At 42.2% G+C, this 17,517-nt stretch carries 15 protein-coding genes; 5 read left to right on the plus strand and 10 right to left on the minus strand.

What is annotated here, in order from left to right:
* Nucleotides 1-91 precede the first annotated feature (91 nt).
* The 3 genes from ACO06Y_RS16830 (at nt 92) to ACO06Y_RS16840 (ending at nt 2,682) form a co-directional block, all read left to right on the plus strand.
* Complete coding sequence (locus ACO06Y_RS16830) at nt 92-1,162, plus strand: adenylate/guanylate cyclase domain-containing protein (protein WP_422080170.1); 1,071 nt, start codon at nt 92-94, stop codon at nt 1,160-1,162.
* 165 nt (nt 1,163-1,327) lie between these two features.
* The gene (locus ACO06Y_RS16835) at nt 1,328-1,837 is read left to right on the plus strand and encodes a hypothetical protein (RefSeq protein WP_422080171.1); all 510 of its coding nucleotides are present in this window, start codon (nt 1,328-1,330) and stop codon (nt 1,835-1,837) included.
* Nucleotides 1,838-1,941: 104 nt separating this feature from the next.
* Nucleotides 1,942-2,682: a LytR/AlgR family response regulator transcription factor gene (locus ACO06Y_RS16840; RefSeq protein WP_422080172.1), complete on the plus strand. Its 741-nt coding sequence runs from the start codon at nt 1,942-1,944 to the stop codon at nt 2,680-2,682.
* Between the two features lie 155 nt (nt 2,683-2,837).
* On the opposite strand, the gene ACO06Y_RS16845 is transcribed toward ACO06Y_RS16840, so the two are convergent.
* From ACO06Y_RS16845 to ACO06Y_RS16855, 3 genes are all read right to left on the minus strand, one after another.
* The gene (locus tag ACO06Y_RS16845; RefSeq protein ID WP_422080173.1) at nt 2,838-3,695 is read right to left on the minus strand and encodes a phosphatidylserine decarboxylase; all 858 of its coding nucleotides are present in this window, start codon (nt 3,693-3,695) and stop codon (nt 2,838-2,840) included.
* A 462-nt stretch (nt 3,696-4,157) separates the two neighbouring features.
* Nucleotides 4,158-4,898, minus strand: a complete 741-nt coding sequence (locus ACO06Y_RS16850) for a LytR/AlgR family response regulator transcription factor (RefSeq protein ID WP_422080174.1) — start codon at nt 4,896-4,898, stop codon at nt 4,158-4,160.
* A complete protein-coding gene (locus ACO06Y_RS16855; protein WP_422080175.1) occupies nt 4,888-5,976 on the minus strand; it encodes a sensor histidine kinase in 1,089 nt (362 codons plus the stop codon). The genes ACO06Y_RS16850 and ACO06Y_RS16855 overlap by 11 nt, the downstream gene beginning before the upstream one ends.
* 278 nt (nt 5,977-6,254) lie before the next feature.
* Here ACO06Y_RS16855 and ACO06Y_RS16860 point away from each other — a divergent pair, with 278 nt between their 5' ends.
* Nucleotides 6,255-7,502, plus strand: coding sequence for a mechanosensitive ion channel family protein (locus ACO06Y_RS16860; protein ID WP_422080176.1), 1,248 nt, complete (start codon nt 6,255-6,257; stop codon nt 7,500-7,502).
* 35 nt (nt 7,503-7,537) lie between these two features.
* On the opposite strand, the gene ACO06Y_RS16865 is transcribed toward ACO06Y_RS16860, so the two are convergent.
* Both ACO06Y_RS16865 and ACO06Y_RS16870 read right to left on the minus strand, forming a co-directional pair.
* The gene (locus tag ACO06Y_RS16865) at nt 7,538-9,616 is read right to left on the minus strand and encodes a penicillin acylase family protein (protein WP_422080177.1); all 2,079 of its coding nucleotides are present in this window, start codon (nt 9,614-9,616) and stop codon (nt 7,538-7,540) included.
* 73 nt (nt 9,617-9,689) lie between these two features.
* A complete protein-coding gene (locus ACO06Y_RS16870) occupies nt 9,690-10,442 on the minus strand; it encodes a helix-turn-helix domain-containing protein (RefSeq protein WP_422080178.1) in 753 nt (250 codons plus the stop codon).
* Between the two features lie 540 nt (nt 10,443-10,982).
* On the opposite strand from ACO06Y_RS16870, the gene ACO06Y_RS16875 reads away from it, so the two are divergent.
* Nucleotides 10,983-12,089 carry a Gfo/Idh/MocA family protein gene (locus ACO06Y_RS16875; RefSeq protein WP_422080179.1) on the plus strand — a complete coding sequence of 369 codons (1,107 nt, stop codon included), beginning with the start codon at nt 10,983-10,985 and terminating at the stop codon, nt 12,087-12,089.
* Nucleotides 12,090-12,125: 36 nt separating this feature from the next.
* Here the strand turns inward: ACO06Y_RS16875 and ACO06Y_RS16880 are convergent, their stop codons facing one another.
* From ACO06Y_RS16880 to ACO06Y_RS16900, 5 genes are all read right to left on the minus strand, one after another.
* Nucleotides 12,126-12,959 (minus strand): 3-keto-disaccharide hydrolase, encoded by an 834-nt coding sequence (locus tag ACO06Y_RS16880; protein ID WP_422080180.1) that lies wholly within the window; start codon nt 12,957-12,959, stop codon nt 12,126-12,128.
* Between the two features lie 136 nt (nt 12,960-13,095).
* Entirely contained in the window at nt 13,096-13,542 is a 447-nt protein-coding gene (locus tag ACO06Y_RS16885; RefSeq protein ID WP_422080181.1) for an SRPBCC family protein, read from the minus strand.
* A gap of 85 nt (nt 13,543-13,627) precedes the next feature.
* Nucleotides 13,628-14,506, minus strand: coding sequence for an MORN repeat-containing protein (locus ACO06Y_RS16890; protein WP_422080182.1), 879 nt, complete (start codon nt 14,504-14,506; stop codon nt 13,628-13,630).
* Between the two features lie 37 nt (nt 14,507-14,543).
* The gene (locus tag ACO06Y_RS16895; RefSeq protein ID WP_422080183.1) at nt 14,544-15,377 is read right to left on the minus strand and encodes a DUF2490 domain-containing protein; all 834 of its coding nucleotides are present in this window, start codon (nt 15,375-15,377) and stop codon (nt 14,544-14,546) included.
* Nucleotides 15,378-15,380: 3 nt separating this feature from the next.
* Nucleotides 15,381-17,333, minus strand: coding sequence for a hypothetical protein (locus ACO06Y_RS16900; protein WP_422080184.1), 1,953 nt, complete (start codon nt 17,331-17,333; stop codon nt 15,381-15,383).
* Between the last annotated feature and the right edge of the window lie 184 nt (nt 17,334-17,517).

The following is a 17,517-nucleotide window of genomic DNA, read 5'->3' on the forward strand; positions in this document are numbered from 1 at the left end:
TATAGGGACTAAAAGGTCTGATGATATGAGAATTTTTTCTTCAGGTCATCTATCTTAATCCTACTTTAAAGTGGAAGGGATGAACAAAACAATGCGAGTTTTTTTGGACCTCTTATGGCAATCCATTCTATTTTGGACTTTTGCGATGGTGCTCTGGGGACTGTTTCGGTTCTACGGCCTTGAGTCCGAGGATGGCGTTACCATTAGTGCAGACTTTCGCGAAGATCTGCGAATGAGGAATATACTTCCATTATTTGCACTTGCCGGTTTTCTCATGGGCATTTTCTACGCCACGGTAGAGTTCGCCTTTGACAAGTACAACTCCAAAAGACGTTCCATAGGTTTAACCATTGTTGTAAAGACACTTGTCTATTTATTTTTAATCATACTGATAGCGACTTTCATGATCGAATTGGGAGCAAACCTGTTTGGACTTAAGAAAAATAACGACCCGGGTTGGTGGCGGCATGACAAGGGTTTTTGGGTAACTACCCTATATTTTTTGTTTACCTCACTGATGTTTTCCCTTATTAGGATTGCCAACGAAAAATTCGGAAAAGGGGTATTTTTAAAAATGTTATTGGGGAAGTATAAAAACCCTCAAGAAGAGAAACGGATCTTTATGTTTCTCGATTTAAAATCCTCGACCACCATTGCCGAGGCCTTGGGACATTTTAAATATAGCCAACTTATTCAGGATTGTTTTTATGATTTAAATGATATTGTCCCGAAATACGCTGCTGAAATCTATCAGTATGTGGGAGACGAGGCAGTACTCAGTTGGCCATACCACAGGGGTTTGGCCAATAACAATTGTGTGGCTTTGTTTTTCGCATTTCAGAATGTTTTGAAGTTGCGGAATTCCTACTACATGAATAAATATGGCTTAGTGCCCGAATTTAAGGCAGGTCTCCATGGAGGAAAGCTAATGGTTGCCGAAGTAGGGGTGGTAAAAAAGGAATTGGCCTTTCATGGGGATGTTATCAATACCTCTGCAAGAATACAGGCAGAATGTAATAAACATAATGTTGCCGTATTAATATCCGAAAGGTTAAAGGAAGATTTAAAGATAGACTCAAAATATTCCACGAAATCCATTGGCAATGTGCTGCTCAAAGGAAAAAATAAGGAATTGAATGTCTTTACCATTTCCCAAGGCTGATCTTTTATAAAAAAGATAACCTACCTGACCAATTTTTGCTATTCCATGAACAAATCGGAATCTTTTAAAATTTAGACGAGCCGGTTCACGACAGTAGCGTACAGGTTCACGACAAATAGGACGCGTTACTTTGAGAGTTCGCAAAAACCTTGGTTTTTTACGAACATGAAAAGAAACGAATTTATTAAAAAAAGTATCGCTTTTGGTGGAATTGCCGTTGCAGGACCAGTTATGGCCATACCTAGCGGAAAAAGCCTAACACAGGGACTATTCGACCCAAAGGTAATTTCTGAATTTGTGTCCGCCGCACATAAAAGCTTGGAGGATACCCAAAAGATTATTGAGGCCAAACCCCTATTGCTGAATTGTGCCAGCCAACTTGCCAAAGGGGATTTTGAGACCGCCATTGGGGGTGCATCGCATATGGGGAGAAGGGATATTGCCGATTTTTTGGTATCCAAAGGGGCACGGTTGGACATTTTTAACTACGCCTTTTTGGGATATGATGATTTTGTTCGGAGGCTCATTACGGACCATCCCCATCTACTCAATGCACCAGGCCCCCATGGATTTACACTGCTACATCACGCAGAAGTAGGAGAGCGAAAGGAATTGGCGGCATGGCTAGAGGAAAAGGGGCTTAAGAAGACCTTTTTTAAAGGGGTTTTCGGATAAGCAGTATAGAACTTCAAATTTTTTTGAAGCATTTTCAACCTATCCAAAATTCTATATTTGTAAGTGTTCAATAACAAAATGTATCTTTCCATTGGAATTTTGAGATGATGTGGTTTGTTAATACCGATAGGCGGTTCTTTTATTTTGCTACGCTAGTGCTACTGGCGGTGTTCGGTATTTCTCTAGTTCAAAACGTCATCCGATATAAGCATCATGCAAGCTATGATATTTGGACCTCGGTAATTTATCTAGCAGTCTCTGTATTGCTCTTTATTCCCTTTATGGCATTTTCGCTCCAAGTTCAAAAAGAATTAAATGTACGGTTTAACAAGTGGTACTGGCCTATGGTCTGTCTGTTGGCCCTTTTTATTTTGCTTACTTTTTATCTTCTATCAGGGATTCTTTTACATAGTCTTGAATTCTTTGATTCTTTTGTTTCCGAGGATTACGCACGTTACTATTTTGGTCGTGAGGCCCTATATCATCTTTTGGTAGTTTTTGGATCTTCCTTGTTCGTACGACTTAAAGGGAAGAAAAAAAGTACGACCATAGAGGTTAGCAAGGGTAGAAAGACCATAACACTTCGATTGGAAGCCATACATTGGATAGAAGCGGATGATCACTACCTTAACTTTTATACGGAAACGGATGTCTTTATCAAACGGGCCAATCTAAGTGATACGGCAAAACAACTTGCACCGGATTTCATTAGAATTCACCGAAAATATGTAGTCAATAAAAGTCAAATTGTTTCTAAAGAAAAGAAGCAACGTGGGGAATTTGTTCTTCTAAGCTCAGGAAAAAAGCTAAAAGTGGGCCAGTCTTTTGCACCATTGTCTTGGTAAATTCGTTTATATTATTAGGTCGTTGCTCGTCCTCCAGAGGGCGAAACTCTCTTCAAAACCTGTAATATACTGGACAAAGCCGAAATGTTTTAGGTAAGGCGCTACATAACTATTTGAGTAGAGCTCAACATAGCCAACGATCTAAATAACTATGTCTAATACGTAGCGCCTACCTGAACAAAACTATTTCTTGAATGGTATCTCGGTGTTTCGGGAGCGGCCATACAACAAGTGGATCCCAAATAGAATAACGCGATTTCCTCTAGTTTTTCCACTTTGGATCCCACGGTCATATGTTTTGGAAGCGCAATGGTACCTACGGCCGGACCACCGACAATGGACAAGTACCACGTACGCCCCCAGATATCCTCAATATCTATATTATATCGTTCGTTGCGCAATGCCGGTAAAGAAGGATTCTGTTTGTATATCCATGGTCTCAGTATCACAAGATCCCCGGGAACGTGCTGAATTCGGCTTACGGTACCGGACACTGGAGCATGGATACGGTGGTAGTTCTTATTATGCAAAAATACATTCGTGAAATAGTAGTCCTCTGGGATAGGGACTTTACCTATCTGGAAAATAGTTTCGATACTGCGTTTGTCCCCCTTTACATTGGAGATTGTGGTATCCACTACGGAACCTAAATCACACAGCAGACCTTCACAAGGCCAAACATAAGCACTTTGGTTTTGGGGAAGTTCCTTGAATTCCCTGGTAAAAAAATCCTGAAAGTTGGCAAATTCCTTTTTCCCATCAGGTGGTTTGAATTTTTGTAGATAGTTCTTATCCCTATAGTTAACTTTTAGGTAGGGACCTATGATTTTTTTGGAGTACGATTTGGTATAGAGGGATGAATACCAAGCGGATATTCTACGTTGTAGGGTGCTTGGTAAACTTCCCCAAAGCCTCACTGAAAGGAATTGATAAATGGCGGCTCTCCACCGTGGTACTTTAAAAACCGTAAAATAGATGTCGGATTCTGTGGTAGGATAGGAAACAGGTGGCATATACTTAGTTCATTTAAAATGGCAAGTGCCCTACTATCCGGTTTTCCCTCCTCAAGGCCCAAATAGCATGAGCACCTTGCCAAATCGGTAACAAATTTCCCGATTGTGATTCGTTGATATCGGGAAGAATTCTTTTTTGGTAGTCTTTCAAAACCTGATGAAAGTTGTGTTACAAAGACTGTCCGCTTTTTGATGATGATCCAAAGTAAGGGAGCCTACCCTGCATTATCAAGACATTTTTGTGAATGACCCAGTTCACTTGGGATATGACTTTTAAGGGTCGTTTGATGACGAAAACTGGTCTAAATGGGTTGTTGGGACGTATAAAAAGTCGCTGGGCTCCCATTTAAGGAATGATTAACAGAAAACGCTATGAAATACTTTACTTAAGGTCGCCGGTACCCTTTGAAACCCGAAAAGGGAACCTGTTTTGTGACTTCAAAAAAATTTAATAAAGTATAACTATTGACGCAAGGCCTCTAGCGCTTGCGAACGGTAATTCCGACCAATCGGAAGTTCACGGCCCTTCACTTCTACCATAATATTGTTATAGGCAGTGATGTGAGTTAGAGAAATGATGTAAGAACGATGGATCCGGATAAAATGTTGTTTGGGGAGTTTCTCGGCCAAATAACTGATACGCTGTGTGGTAACCACTTCCCTATCCGTTAAGTGAATAATGACCTTATCGTTAAGACTTTCCAGATAATGGATGCAACCTAAATCCAGTTTAACCACCTTACGGTCTGCCTTGATATAGAGAAAATCCTGCTCCGAAGTAGTGGTTCCCTCCTCCCTTGCGGTTTCGGATTCGGCACCATTAAGTTCCGCGTGTTGTCCCTGGAGATATTTGTTCACCTTAGATATCGTCTTTAAAAAACGGGTAAGGGAAATTGGTTTTAGGAGGTAATCTATGGCATCAAGTTCAAAAGCTTTTACGGCAAAATCCCTATATGCCGTGGTGAAAACGATCAATGGCGGGTTCTTAATCGATTCGATCAGTTCCAATCCGTTTAATTTGGGCATTTTAATGTCCAGGAAAACCAACTGTATATGCCCCTGCTGTATATGTTCAAAGGCCTCCAGGGCGTTACTACAACTTGCTACGACTTCCAATTGATCAATTTGTTCGGCATACTTCACCAACACATTTCTGGCCAGGGGCTCATCATCTACAATAATGCACTTGATCTTATTGGACATTCTCTTCTTGGGTTAGGTTGGAAATACTGCTCAAGTCGATATTGAGTTTTACCAAAAAACTATCTTCCTCTTCCAAAATCTTCAATTCATATTTGTCCGGAAAAAACAATTCCAATCGCCTTTTTACGTTGGTAAGTCCTATGTTCTTGTCCGTGTCCAGCCCTTCTTTGGAAGGTTCGGAACTCTTACTGTTTTCCACCATAAAGATCAGATTTTCCTTGATCAGTTTAAGATCTATGGTAATCCAGGCATCACTGATCTCATTATCGGCCCCATGCTTAAATGCATTTTCCACAAAGGGCAATAACAATAGTGGAGGAATGAGCGTTTCGGTATTGTCAATGGATTCGGAAACGTTGATACTTAAGCCCTCTTCATACCGTATGCGTTCCAGGGCCACCAAGTTCATCAACTGCTCCCATTCCCTTCCAATGGAGATAAAACGTTCGTTGCACTCATATAGCATATAATCCAAAAATTTGGATAGACCCAGGACTACATCAGGGGTTTTTTTGGACTGGGACAGGGACAGGGAATAAATACTGTTTAGGGTGTTGAACAGAAAATGGGGATGGATCTGTGCCTTTAGGAATTTGAGCTCTGTAGCTACTTTCTCCTTTTCCAGTTCCTTGTTGATTTTATCCTTCTGATAGTAGAACAACTGCAATTTAATGGCCATGGCCACAAACACCGGAGTATATACCGCAACAAGGGAATTAAGCAGCTTGGGCAGATATAACATAGGTGTCTTCCAGTATTCCTTTTCCGGGCTATACCAGCGATAGAGATAAGTCCATATCATATAGCGATCGATCACTCCCATGGCTAGGGCTAAAAGTATGGATAGTATTACGTACTGGAAAGTTTTCTTGGGATACAGGAACTTGGGCATCAAGTAATAGAGGGTAATGTAGGTTGGAATCATTTTCCATGGCAAAAGAAACAGCAACTGTTGGAATTGTTCCCAATACTCATCATCATAGCTCCCCCACATTAGGGTATATAATGCCACATAGGACATCCAAAAAAGGACATGATAGTATACCCTGTTTTTACGATTTGAAATCTTGTCGATCATTCGGAGCGATTTGCCTGCAATTTTTTGTGAAATTACTAATTACCGGTAAGCTTATAAAATAACGGGACCAAACGACACTCTTTTGCCCGCCAAAGCCGTTTTTGCCGCGGTAAACGTTTCTCTTTTCAGCTTTTGCTCGATTTTCCCATTTCCCGGTTCGGGACATAATAGGACAGGAACATTATTTTGTTAAATTTTTCATAGGCTTTTCTTCTGTTTGCCTCGACAATCGCAAGTAAGCCGTACTTTTGCAATCGCCAATTCAACAGTGCATGGTTATGGATACAAAATATGGTCATATCCTCTATGATTATCTTCTAAAAATGGGATTGGAGGAAACATCGGCGTCTTATGTTAACCTGTTTGTGCTTTTAGTGGGAAGTATTGCCATTTCCGGGTTATTGGATTTCATTATCTGGAAAATCCTCCGCACACTTTCGGTACGTTTGGCCAGGCGTACGGCGACTAATTTTGACAATTTTCTGGTTGCCCACAAAGTGCCTAGATATATTGCCCATGTATTTCCTTTATTGTTGCTTTTTGAACTTTTCCCGGTAGTATTCATGGATTTTGAATATGGCGGTGCCCTAGCACTTAAGGCATTGATGATCTTAGGGGTACTATTAGCGTTGGTGCTGGTAAAAAGTTTGCTTTCGAGCACCAAGGATTACTTGAAGACATTGCCCCACTTGCGGGACAAACCCTTGGACAGCTACATTCAGGTCTTTATGATATTTGCCTGGGCCGGAGGCATTTTGACCATTTTCGCCATTATTACCGATACCACGATTTGGAAATTCTTTACGGCCCTTGGTGCGGCATCCGCAGTTATCCTTTTGATTTTCAAGGATTCCATTCTGGGCCTTGTAGCAAGTATACAGGTGAGCATAAACGATATGGTGCGGATCGGCGACTGGATTACCTTTGAGAAATATGGCGCGGACGGCGATGTCATTGAAATTACGTTGGCTACCGTAAAGGTGCAGAATTTTGACAAGACGATTACTACCATCCCTACCTATGCACTGATTTCCGATTCCTTCAAAAATTGGAGGGGCATGCAGAAATCGGGAGGAAGGCGTATAAAACGGGCCTTAATAGTAAGGCAGAAAAGTGTGAAGTTTCTAAGCCCGGAGGATGTGGAATCCTTAAAGAAAATAGAGCTTATCGCCCAATATTTGGAAAACAGGAGCAAAAAAATCGCTACCTTCAATCAGGAGCGTGGGGTGAACAAGAGTTTGTCCATAAATGGCAGGAACCTGACCAATCTGGGTGTCTTCCGCAAATACATTGAGAATTATTTGGAGAATCATTCCGCTATCAATAAGGACATGACCTTAATGATACGTCAATTAAGTCCGACCCCCCAAGGGATTCCCTTGGAGATCTATACCTTTAGTAGTGATAAGCGATGGGAAAATTATGAATACATCATGGCGGATATATTCGATCATTTGTTGGCGGCCCTCCCCTATTTTGAACTGGAAATCTTTGAATTGCCCACATCTTTGGAAGCGGTTACCTAATTAACAGCTATTTTTATCAACAGGATTTAATCGTCCTACTCCGTAATCAACAGCTCTTTTAATTTGGTATTTTCCCTTATTTCCTTTGGATAAAAGTATACATCCCGTAACCGACGTTTTAGCAATATCTCAAATTGATCTGTTGGTTCAAAGGGTGGATCTTCCGTAAAATTCCCATAGCTCAAAAGTCCTTTGGCCCTTAATCTAGACCCAAACTCGATAACCGATGAGAAAGCGGTTCCCCCAACCAAAAATTTCTTGTGTTCCGGGCCTGGCCTATAGAAACCTGCCGAAAAACAACCTACCTCATTTAGCCCCAAGGCCCCGCCTAAAACCTTGTCCTTAAGTTGGGTCTTGAATACAGAATCAAAGGTAACATCGAGCGAGCCATACTTCTCTTTGGTCTGCTTTGCGGCTTGTGCCAACTTTTTCTTTGCCGATGTGGTAAGTCCGTCAGGGAACCCTTCTAAATTTGCCCACGGGAATTCCTTTGTAAACATGCTATCTCCAGAAACCAGCAAGTACCATTCTATAAACAGGATGGCCCCTTTGCTTTTTGGATCCAATTTTTTGTCCCATTGGGACAGTACCTTGGCTGCGCTTTTTAAATCCTGGTCCTTGGATTGTTCGGCAAAGGCAATCAATTCTCCCAGTACGATTTCCGCCAATTCCGATTTTGTAGACCCCTGAAATTCCAGCAGATCGTCAAAAGTCAATCTGTCCTTGCTTAAAAGCATTTTAAGCGATTTCCTGGCCCTTAGATCAAAATTAGAAAAGGCAAAGTAAGGCGGATAGTCCTTCTCTTCCAGCGCTGGAGGATAGGTACTTGTCCAAGGTGAGTTATTGGAGTTTGCCACAAAACCGCTTTGAGGATCGATAATCTTTGGAAGCTCCCCATAACTATGATATGAGTGTACCAAGGCACCTGGTCTTGAGCTGGGAATGATTTGGGACCACTGCCCCAAATTGCCCGAAGGCCTTTGGGGAATAATTCCGTTGTATACATATCCAATTGACCCCTTTTTATCGGCTAAGATTATGTTCTGGAGGGGAAGTTGTAATTTTGAAAGTGCCTTTTCAAATCCAGCCACGTTCGTAGCCCTTCCCATTTCCATCAGTTGCTGCATCATAAAAGGTCTATCCAAACCCGACAATCGTAACGCCAATGCCCTTCCATTTTTTTCCGATACCAAATAGCCGTAGGCACTTTTTTTGATTTGCACAGTGCTATCCAAAAATGAATTCCCTTCCTTTATCTTAATGGAAGCTGGGGAAATCTCCAGACCGGTCCAGTTTCCCTCTAGCTTGTACTTCCCGTTTTGGAGTTCCAATTCAATAAGATCAAAACTATCGGCCTGATTAAAGGTCATCCCCCAGCCCAAGTTTTCATTGAACCCCATTGCCATGCTGGGTGATCCCAATTGCATAATGCCGTATAGATTGGTTTTATCATCTGTGAGATGGGCTTCAAAAAAACGATGGTTCTCCATCCACGGTGGATGGGGTTGGATCAATAGCATGGTATTACCACTAGCCGATTTCCTTGGCCCAATGGCCCATGCGTTGGAACCTGCATTTTCCCATGAGGTAGATTGCTGATTCAGCGCAAAGGCCCCCACACCAACATGATAGGATAATTGCAAATGGGAAAGCAGGTCCGTATTCAGAATGGGGAGGACCGCTTCGTTTTCGGGATGGATTAGATGGGAATACTTCCGGGTATAGGCATTCATACCGGAGACAAAAGCGTTTATGTATTCCTTCATTTCCGTTGTCTGAAGGTCATACCATGTTTTTGATCTTGCCGGGATATTAAGCCTCCATATCTTTACATCTGATTGGACGTTTTCCTGCCCGCCCCAATATTCGGCACTTTTCCCTCTGGCCTTTGCATATAGTTTTAAGATTACATTGCCATGGGCCTTCATTTGGGCCCAACCCAAACCATAATAAAGATCCTTTGTCCACTTGGCCTCTATATGCGGTATGCCCCATTGGTCCCAACGGATGGTTGCCTTCTGAGCCTTAACTTTGCAATGTGATGAAATAACTATGGATATGATCAATACCCAATACATCCATTTCAATACCTGCCTGTTTGTAAACTGTACCATTTCTTTCTTAAATCAAGGAGTAAAAGTACAAGGCCAAGGGAAAGAGGCGTTCGGATTCCGGAATCCGAACACTTTAGTCATTTTTTAGGCCGGAAATAAACTCTGAAGGGGTAACCCCAAGTTTCTTTTTAAAAAATGTATTGAAAACGGACCTGGAATTAAATCCACTGTCGTACATCACTTCCATAATGGTAAGCTTTGTGTCTTTTGTGCTTTCCAGAAGGTATTTAGCATGTTTTACCCGGAGCGTGTTGATGTATTCCGAAAAGTTTACCTTAAAGTGCTGATTGATTATTTGGGACAGCAGCTTTGGATGCAAGTTCAACTCTTCCGATAACATACTTAAGGTCAGGTCCGAATTGAGATAGGGTTTGTTCTTCTCCAAATATTCTTCAATACGAGGGATTTCCTCTTTGTCCGAAACAAGGGTGTGTTCCCGCTTTCTGGAAGTGCTTTCCATTCGGTAAATCTCCTTTACCAGTCTCACATCATCCCGACCGATTTGCCTAAAATACTGTGGATTTTTGAGTCCTTGAAAGGTAATTAAGTTCACAAGGATCAGAACTTCAAATTGTACAATGGTTTCGGTAGAGAGGCTCTCCCCGAAAATTATGACTTCTGGAAGGGCCGTACTCAAAATATTGCAAACAATTATGGCCAACATCACCAAAAGTAGCAGCTTTAACCATTTGATTTCCGGAATTGAAATTGCCGTGGTTACGGTTTTTATCGTCTTTTTGTAATTCAAGATTTCATAGTATCCGAAAAAACAGTAAAGAAGCATTGATAAAAGCAATAAAAAGGCGAATTCCTGGCTACAGCTCATTTTGTTAAGAATGGCCGCGAGGACTATGGCAAAAAAAGGAAGAAAATGCAATATATCCCTTCGGCCAAATCGGTGGCCCCTTATCAGCCGGGATTTAATGTGGAAATAGATCAGGGGGCCATAAAGAAACCCATAACTACAGCTAAACCGTGACAATGCTTGTGTCAAGATCTGTTGGCTCCATAAAAAATTGTATGTAAAGTGCACGCCCAAGGTGAATAACAGCAAAGCAAGATAGAGGTTGCCTTTTCTTTTTCGATACTGAGGGGTTAAAAAGATTAGGCATAAGAGGAAACTCTGCCAAACGACAATGGTGTGGATAATGTTCTGAAAGTACATTCTCTTCTAGCTTATTTCGCATTTCCCATGAAATGGTAAGATACCATTCTTTTTTTCGGGATAAAAAGGAAAGATTGGGATAACAAATTGTTAAAAAGGGAAAGTTTTTTGAATATTTCCAGAATATATCACAAAACATTTTTTATTCCGAAAGCGGTGTAACTTCATTTTGGTTATTTTAGAACCAACAAATATGACACTATGGGTTCAAGAAGAGATTTTTTAGAAAAGCTTACCGTTTCAACCATTAGTTTACCATTGCTATATAACCCGACGAACTTGTTCGCCGTTTCCGATCAGCCTTATGACGGACCGATACTGAAGGTTGCCCTTATGGGGCTTGGAAGCTATGCGAGAAGGGTGGCAAAGGCTATGGAATCCTGTAAGCGTGCCAAATTGACCGGGCTTATCAGCGGTACTCCTTCCAAAATAGTCGAGTGGCGGGCCAAATATGGTATTCTCGAAAAGAATTGTTACAACTACGATAATTTTGATCAGATCAAGGACAACCCGGATATCGATGTGGTTTACGTCATCACCCCCAATGCACTTCACAAAGATCAGACGATACGGGCGGCCAGGGCTGGAAAACATGTAATCTGTGAAAAGCCCATGGGCGTCAATGCCCAAGAAGGTCAGGAAATGGTGGATGCCTGTAAAACGGCCAATGTAAAATTATTGATAGGTTACCGTATGCACTATGAACCCAAAACCGTGGAAGTAATTCGAATGCGTAAGGCCGGGGAATTTGGAAAGCTCAAATTTTTTCAGGGACAATCCGGATTTACCATCGGAGATCCTACCCAATGGCGTTTGAACAAGGAACTGGCCGGTGGAGGGGCCATGATGGATATCGGGATTTATTCCATCAATGGTGCACGCTATATGTTGGGTGAGGAACCTATTTGGGTCACCGCCCAAGAGACGAAAACAGATCCGGTAAAGTTCAAGGAAGGTGTGGACGAAACCATACAGTTTCAAATGGGTTTTCCCAGTGGTGCCGTAGCCTCTTGCCTTTCTACCTATGCCATGAGCCATTTAGATCGTTTTTTCTTGAACGGGGAGGATGGTTTTGCGGAAATGCAACCCTCTACGGGCTATGGTCCTATAAAAGGACGGACGCATAAAGGTGAACTGACACAACCTCACATCACCCACCAGACCTTACAAATGGACGGGATGGCCCAACTTATTTTTGAAGGTGTGGAACCCATTGTACCCCTAGATGGGGAGGAAGGCGTTAAGGATATGAAGATTATAGATGCTATATATCTAGCGGTAAAGACCGGAAAACGTGTGGATTTATAGTAGGATTAAGTCAACTTTTAAAAGTTAAGTCCAAGACTAATATTCCATCAACTCTATTTTTCGAAAATCGATGGGATGGCTATTGGATTGAAAGGAAACATATCCGCCCCTTACCGAGGTATTCCCTTCCACGATCAATGTTTTTGCGGTCTCATTATCGGGGTCATACGTGGGATTGGCATAACTTAAAATGGCCTCCCCGTTCACAAAGTGGGTTATTTTTCCATCCTGGATATCTATTTCCGCAGTTACCCATTGATTTCCATGAAAGGTTCGGGGTACCGTTGCCGGCGTACAGGTAGTTGTATTTTTTATTCCATTAACCTCCACAAAAATCCCATTGACGCAAAGGGCCCCAAGCGGGCGATCGTCCTTATCATTACCACCATGAAAGTTATATTCCAAGCAAATGGGAAAGGGTTGATCCATTTTTTGTGTATTGGGCGGTTGGCCGTGAAATTGTATACCGCTATCCCTATACCCCCACTCCGGTGCCCCAGGTGCCGTTTCGCCGACGAACCGGTATTCTACCTTAAGGCGATAGTCCGTTAGTCGTTTATCATAGTACAAGGTGCCGAAACGATCGTTCAATTCAGGACCGTAACCATCATAGCGGATACTTAGTATGCTATCGGCTACCCGAAAGGTATTGCCAAAATTTTCACCAAGGGGGTACCCGTTTATTTTCATGGTCCAACCTTCCAGGTCCTTTCCATTGAAAATGGATACCCATTCTTTTTTTGTTGTTTGTGACGTTTCCGGAGCCTCGAACCCCTTTTTGGAATCGGCTTTCTTCTGGCCGCAGGAAACCAATAAAAATGCGAATGGTAGTAGGATGAATTTTATGGATATATTGAAGGCAGGTTGCATTGTTATTAGGTATTGGACTATTTCCTTTTAAAAATAGGGATAAAAAAATAATCCAATGCCTGAAATAATTTAATGACCATTGAATACGAAAATCCAAGAATGATGAAATATGTGTCGAGAAAGTCAAATAAATGGCTCAATCTCCATCATATAACTTTAATTCCGTCGGATAAGGAGTTCCTTTTCCAGTTTCCAGATAATCCTTTAGGCTTAATAAATAGACGGTCCATTTTGTGTTAAAATAGGTAAGGGATGCCATATCATCGGACGGAATATTGCTATGCGTATGGGTCAAAAATACCTGTCCCTCCCTTTCTTCCAGCTCAAACGTCAGTACGGCATTCTGCCATGGCGTAGGGCCTTCGGAACAGGTCAACTCCAATTTTTCGTAAGGAACAATTGCTGTGTACTTAAAAGTTAGGGTCGTTAGGTTTTCAAAGTGTAGGGCTATCGTTTCCCCGATTTTCGGGTCACCTTTTGCAGAGGTGGCCCACCATTTCTCCAGCCCTTGGGGTTCGGATATGGCTTTATACATTTCTTCTTTGGTGGTCTTTGCGCCTATAAAGTGTCTGGAGTCCTTCATATTAAAGTAAATGGCACAGAGAAGTTACGAAAAGAAAGTTAAAGCAAGGTTATTCACAAAATAAGGGTTAGCGTCTTAAAACTACTTACCGGCTTTCCTTTTTATGCTTTTTGTCCGCTTGCACCAATTCATCTTCCTGCCATACCCCATTGGCTATGATCTTGCCATCTTTTCCATAGAAAATGCCTTCACCGCTACGCCGGTCATCTTTCCAGGCCCCCGTATACTTTTCTCCGTTGGGCCAGTAATAGGTGCCCTGTCCATGACGCTTGTCGTTCACATAATTTCCGACATAGTGTTGCCCGTCCGGCCAATAAAAGGTACCCTTGCCGTGGCGTTGGTTGTCCTTCCATTCCCCCTCGTAACGGCTACCTGTATCCAAAAGTGCCAATCCGTGACCGTTGGCTTTCTTGTTCTTAACCTCCCCAACATAATGCATTAGACTCCCTTTGCTACTTGTAAAGGTCAAATATTCACCAAAGGATTTCTTTTGCAATTGACGCTCCATGCGTGCCAAACGTACTTTGGTCTTCTCAAGTACAAAACTTAACGAATCGAATTGCCGAATTTCTCTTGGGGAGGCCAAATGCTCTATTTTACTGGAGTCAAGAGCCTGTAGTTGCGCAATTAAGGAGGCATCCGAGTGAATTGCGTGTTGCATTTTCATGAATCTCTTTGCGAGTGCGATACGGAGTTGAATCCCAGCGCTATCATTTTTCCCGTCGGCGTCCAATTGCTCTTGATAAGCACCGAGAGCTGCTTTGAAATTACCTTTTACCAGGGTAGAATCTATTGGCAAAAGGCTATTGTAAACGGCCATCCGTATATCCATTTGCTCCTGGAGAGCCCTGTTGGCCTGAAGTTCGTTTTGGAGCTTGTTGGTCTTCAACTGATAGAATACCAGGATACCAGCCGCAATTGTCAATAAAATATAGGAAATGATGCTGCGATTTTTCTTTTTCATGCTATTGATAGTTCGGTCAACGCATTGATATACGTATTTAATCGGTAAAGTGGATTTCGGGCAGCTTATTTTTTACTTTTCTGAAGTCCGGAGCAAAATACATATGAAAACGCAGGGTCCAATTTTGTTTGTAAATACCTCCGTTGCTCAACTCTTGTCCATGGGAATACATCAATCCTGCAGCGAAGGTAAGCCGTGGGGTCACAATATACCCAAGCGTGGTGGTCAAGCGCAGGTCTTCCATTGGGCTGGCAACTACTTCCTTTCCACTCTGCATGATCAATTCCGCCTCCGGGGAAACATAAAATGTCTTAGGCTCTAGTTTTTGGCTGTTTAGCGGAACTTTTAACCGAAACATATACCGCCATCGATTCCTAAAAATGTATTCGCTGTTTTCCTCAAACCCCTGGCTCCAACGGTGTTCGATACGAAAACGGTGATAGGTCATTATGTTGGACAGCGGCATGGCGAATAGATACTGATGCCAAATGCGCCATTCAGGTACCAGATTACGATCTGTGGAAGCCTCATCCGTATTGAAATTGAGACGAAGTACTCCTCCCAAACTAACATTGAACTTCTTGGAATAAATATAACCTATGGCATGCCGGTTATAAATCTGGGCCATTTGTCCGACAAATGGGGTGTTTTGCGTTTCCTGGAGCCTAAAATGGGTTTGAGCCACCCAAAACAATCGCTTTGAAATACGGATGTTGCCATAGGTATTGAACCATACCCTGGTCAGCGGTTCCTTGAATTTGGATTCCAAAGGAAGTACCTCTTGTTCCTCTTCCTGCGCTAACAGGGGAAATGAACTACAGATCAAAAACAAGATCAATACCCATACGGGATTTTTGCAAAGGTGCCTCATCCGTTAATTTTCTTTGACCTGATATTGGATGTTGAACAATTGCATGACCATTTTTGGGTCTTGCTCTTTCCGTAGCTTTCGTTCCAATTTTGAGGTTTCCTCATTTCTAAGTTCGGTCATTCGCCGGTAGGTGTTTTGCATAAGAACTACCAATTCATCAACATTATCACAACTAAGATCGGACTGTACCCACTCCAGGAAATATGGGACAAGCACTTTGCTATAGACGGCCGTAATACGTCTTTTTACCTCTTCATTCATAACTGTGGACGTAAAGGGATTCCAGACACCATCCTGGTAGCTCTGTTGTAGCTCTTCCCATTGGGTTGGCAAAGCTGCAACCGCATCGGTCAATGCCTTCAATTGGGGATAGCAATTCACTAGTTCCCTGGCATAATCGAACTTGGTTGATACTTCCTCCATTGTAGAATACTCACTTAAGCTCCTATCGGCCAGGGCCCTGATTTGCAATAACGCATCTGTATTTATACCTGTTACATTGTTGCTGACGGAATCTATCAAATGATTCAATCCCTTGCTTTGGACAATTAATTCTTCCTCCAAGGCAATGAGTTCTTGCTGCCTTTGCTCCTTGGTCAATTTGTCTTCCAATGATTGTTGAACTGAATCAAGGCTAAAAGCTGCATATTTTGCAAGTTGTTCGATGGACGATAACGTATTTCCATCAAATTCAAATCGTTCTGCATTCGGCAATACAAATGTTTTGCCCGAATCGATGCCAGTAGCCTCAATTCTTGTGGAGGGTTTCCCAAAGGGCCATAGTTTGCGTATCAGTTGCTCTCGTGTAACAAATTCAAGGATTCCCTGTTTATGGCAATCGACCACTTTTTCAACGGGATTCAGGAAGTTTTCCGAAATGGAACTTACAACGGAATATTGAAAAAGGGCTTCTTCGTCCGATAATTTTAAAATGTTCAACTGTGTACTGTTCAGCAAGGATTCGCTGATTATTTTTGATTTTTCAAAATGGGATTTGATGGAATCCAATTGTGCGGTCTCTGAGGAATCCAGAGGAAAATGGGCTACTTCCACTTTAAATTCCGGCAAAAAGGCGGATTCTCCCAACTCGGACAAAATATCATCTATCTTCTGATAATATTGGGCATTTTCGGTCAGCAGTTTGGGCATCCCGCTTTCAAGGACATTTGGGGTGTCATTTGTAGGAAGTAGCAATTGCAATACCTTCAGGAAACGGGCATCCAAATTGATGGTTTTCCTCTGTGCCGTCGTATCAAGGGGCAGTTGAACTACGCTGACTTCATCATTTTCCCGACTCTGGATTTTCTCCAGCAAACCGTCATTAAAAAACCAACTCTCAGCGGTCTCCACTTCATCGGTCGCATATAGGGACCATTCATCGTGGGCCAATCCATTTCGAAGAAACCTGCCCACAAGGGTGCTGTTTTCGTTTTCAACACGAAAACTACGCTGGGGGACTCCATCTTCAAATACGATGCTACTCTTGAAAAGAATTTTTTCCACCTCCGAATCCTTGATTCGATTTACCGTATAAGTCCATGGACCGTCCGGCTTCCCACTTTTTAGGGTGCCGCTAGCTTCCTCCTGGGTTCCGCTGACCAGTACCCTATATTGATAATCTATGACCTGGGTCTGGCTATTGGACTGAAACTCCCCGAACTGGAACCGCCAAAACCCATCGGCGAAATGATCTTTAAAAGTGCCGGAAAACAAAAAGGAAGAGTCCTCGTTTTCCAAAAGTGCCTCTAGATTGGATCGTTCCATTATAAAGGGACCATCGAGCAAAGTGTCCTTCCCTACAATTTTGTAATCATATCCTGCCTCTCCTTTGTACTTGCCTACTTGCAAGGGACCGGCATAATGTAGCGTCTCCTGTCCTTGCAATGCCAAAGGAAAGCATACGAATAGTGCAAAGCGCACTGAAATAAAAAGATATTTCGTTTTGAATCCGATCATCCGGCAAAAAAACTAAAATTAATTTACAAGTAATACGGATAGTACGAAAAAATGAAGTTTTTGGATTTTATGCTTGGTACAATTGTAAAATTTGCATAAAAGTGGTGCTAAAAATGACGTTTACCAAAACGAAATCCAAATAACTATTCGGTATTCCACAAAGGGGTACCTATTTGAAGACAGA

The sequence above is a fragment of the Ulvibacterium sp. genome, from assembly GCF_965228935.1.
GTDB lineage: Bacteria > Bacteroidota > Bacteroidia > Flavobacteriales > Flavobacteriaceae > Ulvibacterium.

Coding starts and splice junctions, on each gene's coding strand:
- ACO06Y_RS16830 (WP_422080170.1), top strand. CDS start 92: ATGCGAGTTTTTTTGGACCTCTTATGGCAATCCATTCTATTTTGGACT.
- ACO06Y_RS16835 (WP_422080171.1), top strand. CDS start 1,328: ATGAAAAGAAACGAATTTATTAAAAAAAGTATCGCTTTTGGTGGAATT.
- ACO06Y_RS16840 (WP_422080172.1), top strand. CDS start 1,942: ATGATGTGGTTTGTTAATACCGATAGGCGGTTCTTTTATTTTGCTACG.
- ACO06Y_RS16845 (WP_422080173.1), bottom strand. CDS start 3,695: ATGCCACCTGTTTCCTATCCTACCACAGAATCCGACATCTATTTTACG.
- ACO06Y_RS16850 (WP_422080174.1), bottom strand. CDS start 4,898: ATGTCCAATAAGATCAAGTGCATTATTGTAGATGATGAGCCCCTGGCC.
- ACO06Y_RS16855 (WP_422080175.1), bottom strand. CDS start 5,976: ATGATCGACAAGATTTCAAATCGTAAAAACAGGGTATACTATCATGTC.
- ACO06Y_RS16860 (WP_422080176.1), top strand. CDS start 6,255: ATGGATACAAAATATGGTCATATCCTCTATGATTATCTTCTAAAAATG.
- ACO06Y_RS16865 (WP_422080177.1), bottom strand. CDS start 9,616: ATGGTACAGTTTACAAACAGGCAGGTATTGAAATGGATGTATTGGGTA.
- ACO06Y_RS16870 (WP_422080178.1), bottom strand. CDS start 10,442: ATGAGCTGTAGCCAGGAATTCGCCTTTTTATTGCTTTTATCAATGCTT.
- ACO06Y_RS16875 (WP_422080179.1), top strand. CDS start 10,983: ATGGGTTCAAGAAGAGATTTTTTAGAAAAGCTTACCGTTTCAACCATT.
- ACO06Y_RS16880 (WP_422080180.1), bottom strand. CDS start 12,959: ATGCAACCTGCCTTCAATATATCCATAAAATTCATCCTACTACCATTC.
- ACO06Y_RS16885 (WP_422080181.1), bottom strand. CDS start 13,542: ATGAAGGACTCCAGACACTTTATAGGCGCAAAGACCACCAAAGAAGAA.
- ACO06Y_RS16890 (WP_422080182.1), bottom strand. CDS start 14,506: ATGAAAAAGAAAAATCGCAGCATCATTTCCTATATTTTATTGACAATT.
- ACO06Y_RS16895 (WP_422080183.1), bottom strand. CDS start 15,377: ATGAGGCACCTTTGCAAAAATCCCGTATGGGTATTGATCTTGTTTTTG.
- ACO06Y_RS16900 (WP_422080184.1), bottom strand. CDS start 17,333: ATGATCGGATTCAAAACGAAATATCTTTTTATTTCAGTGCGCTTTGCA.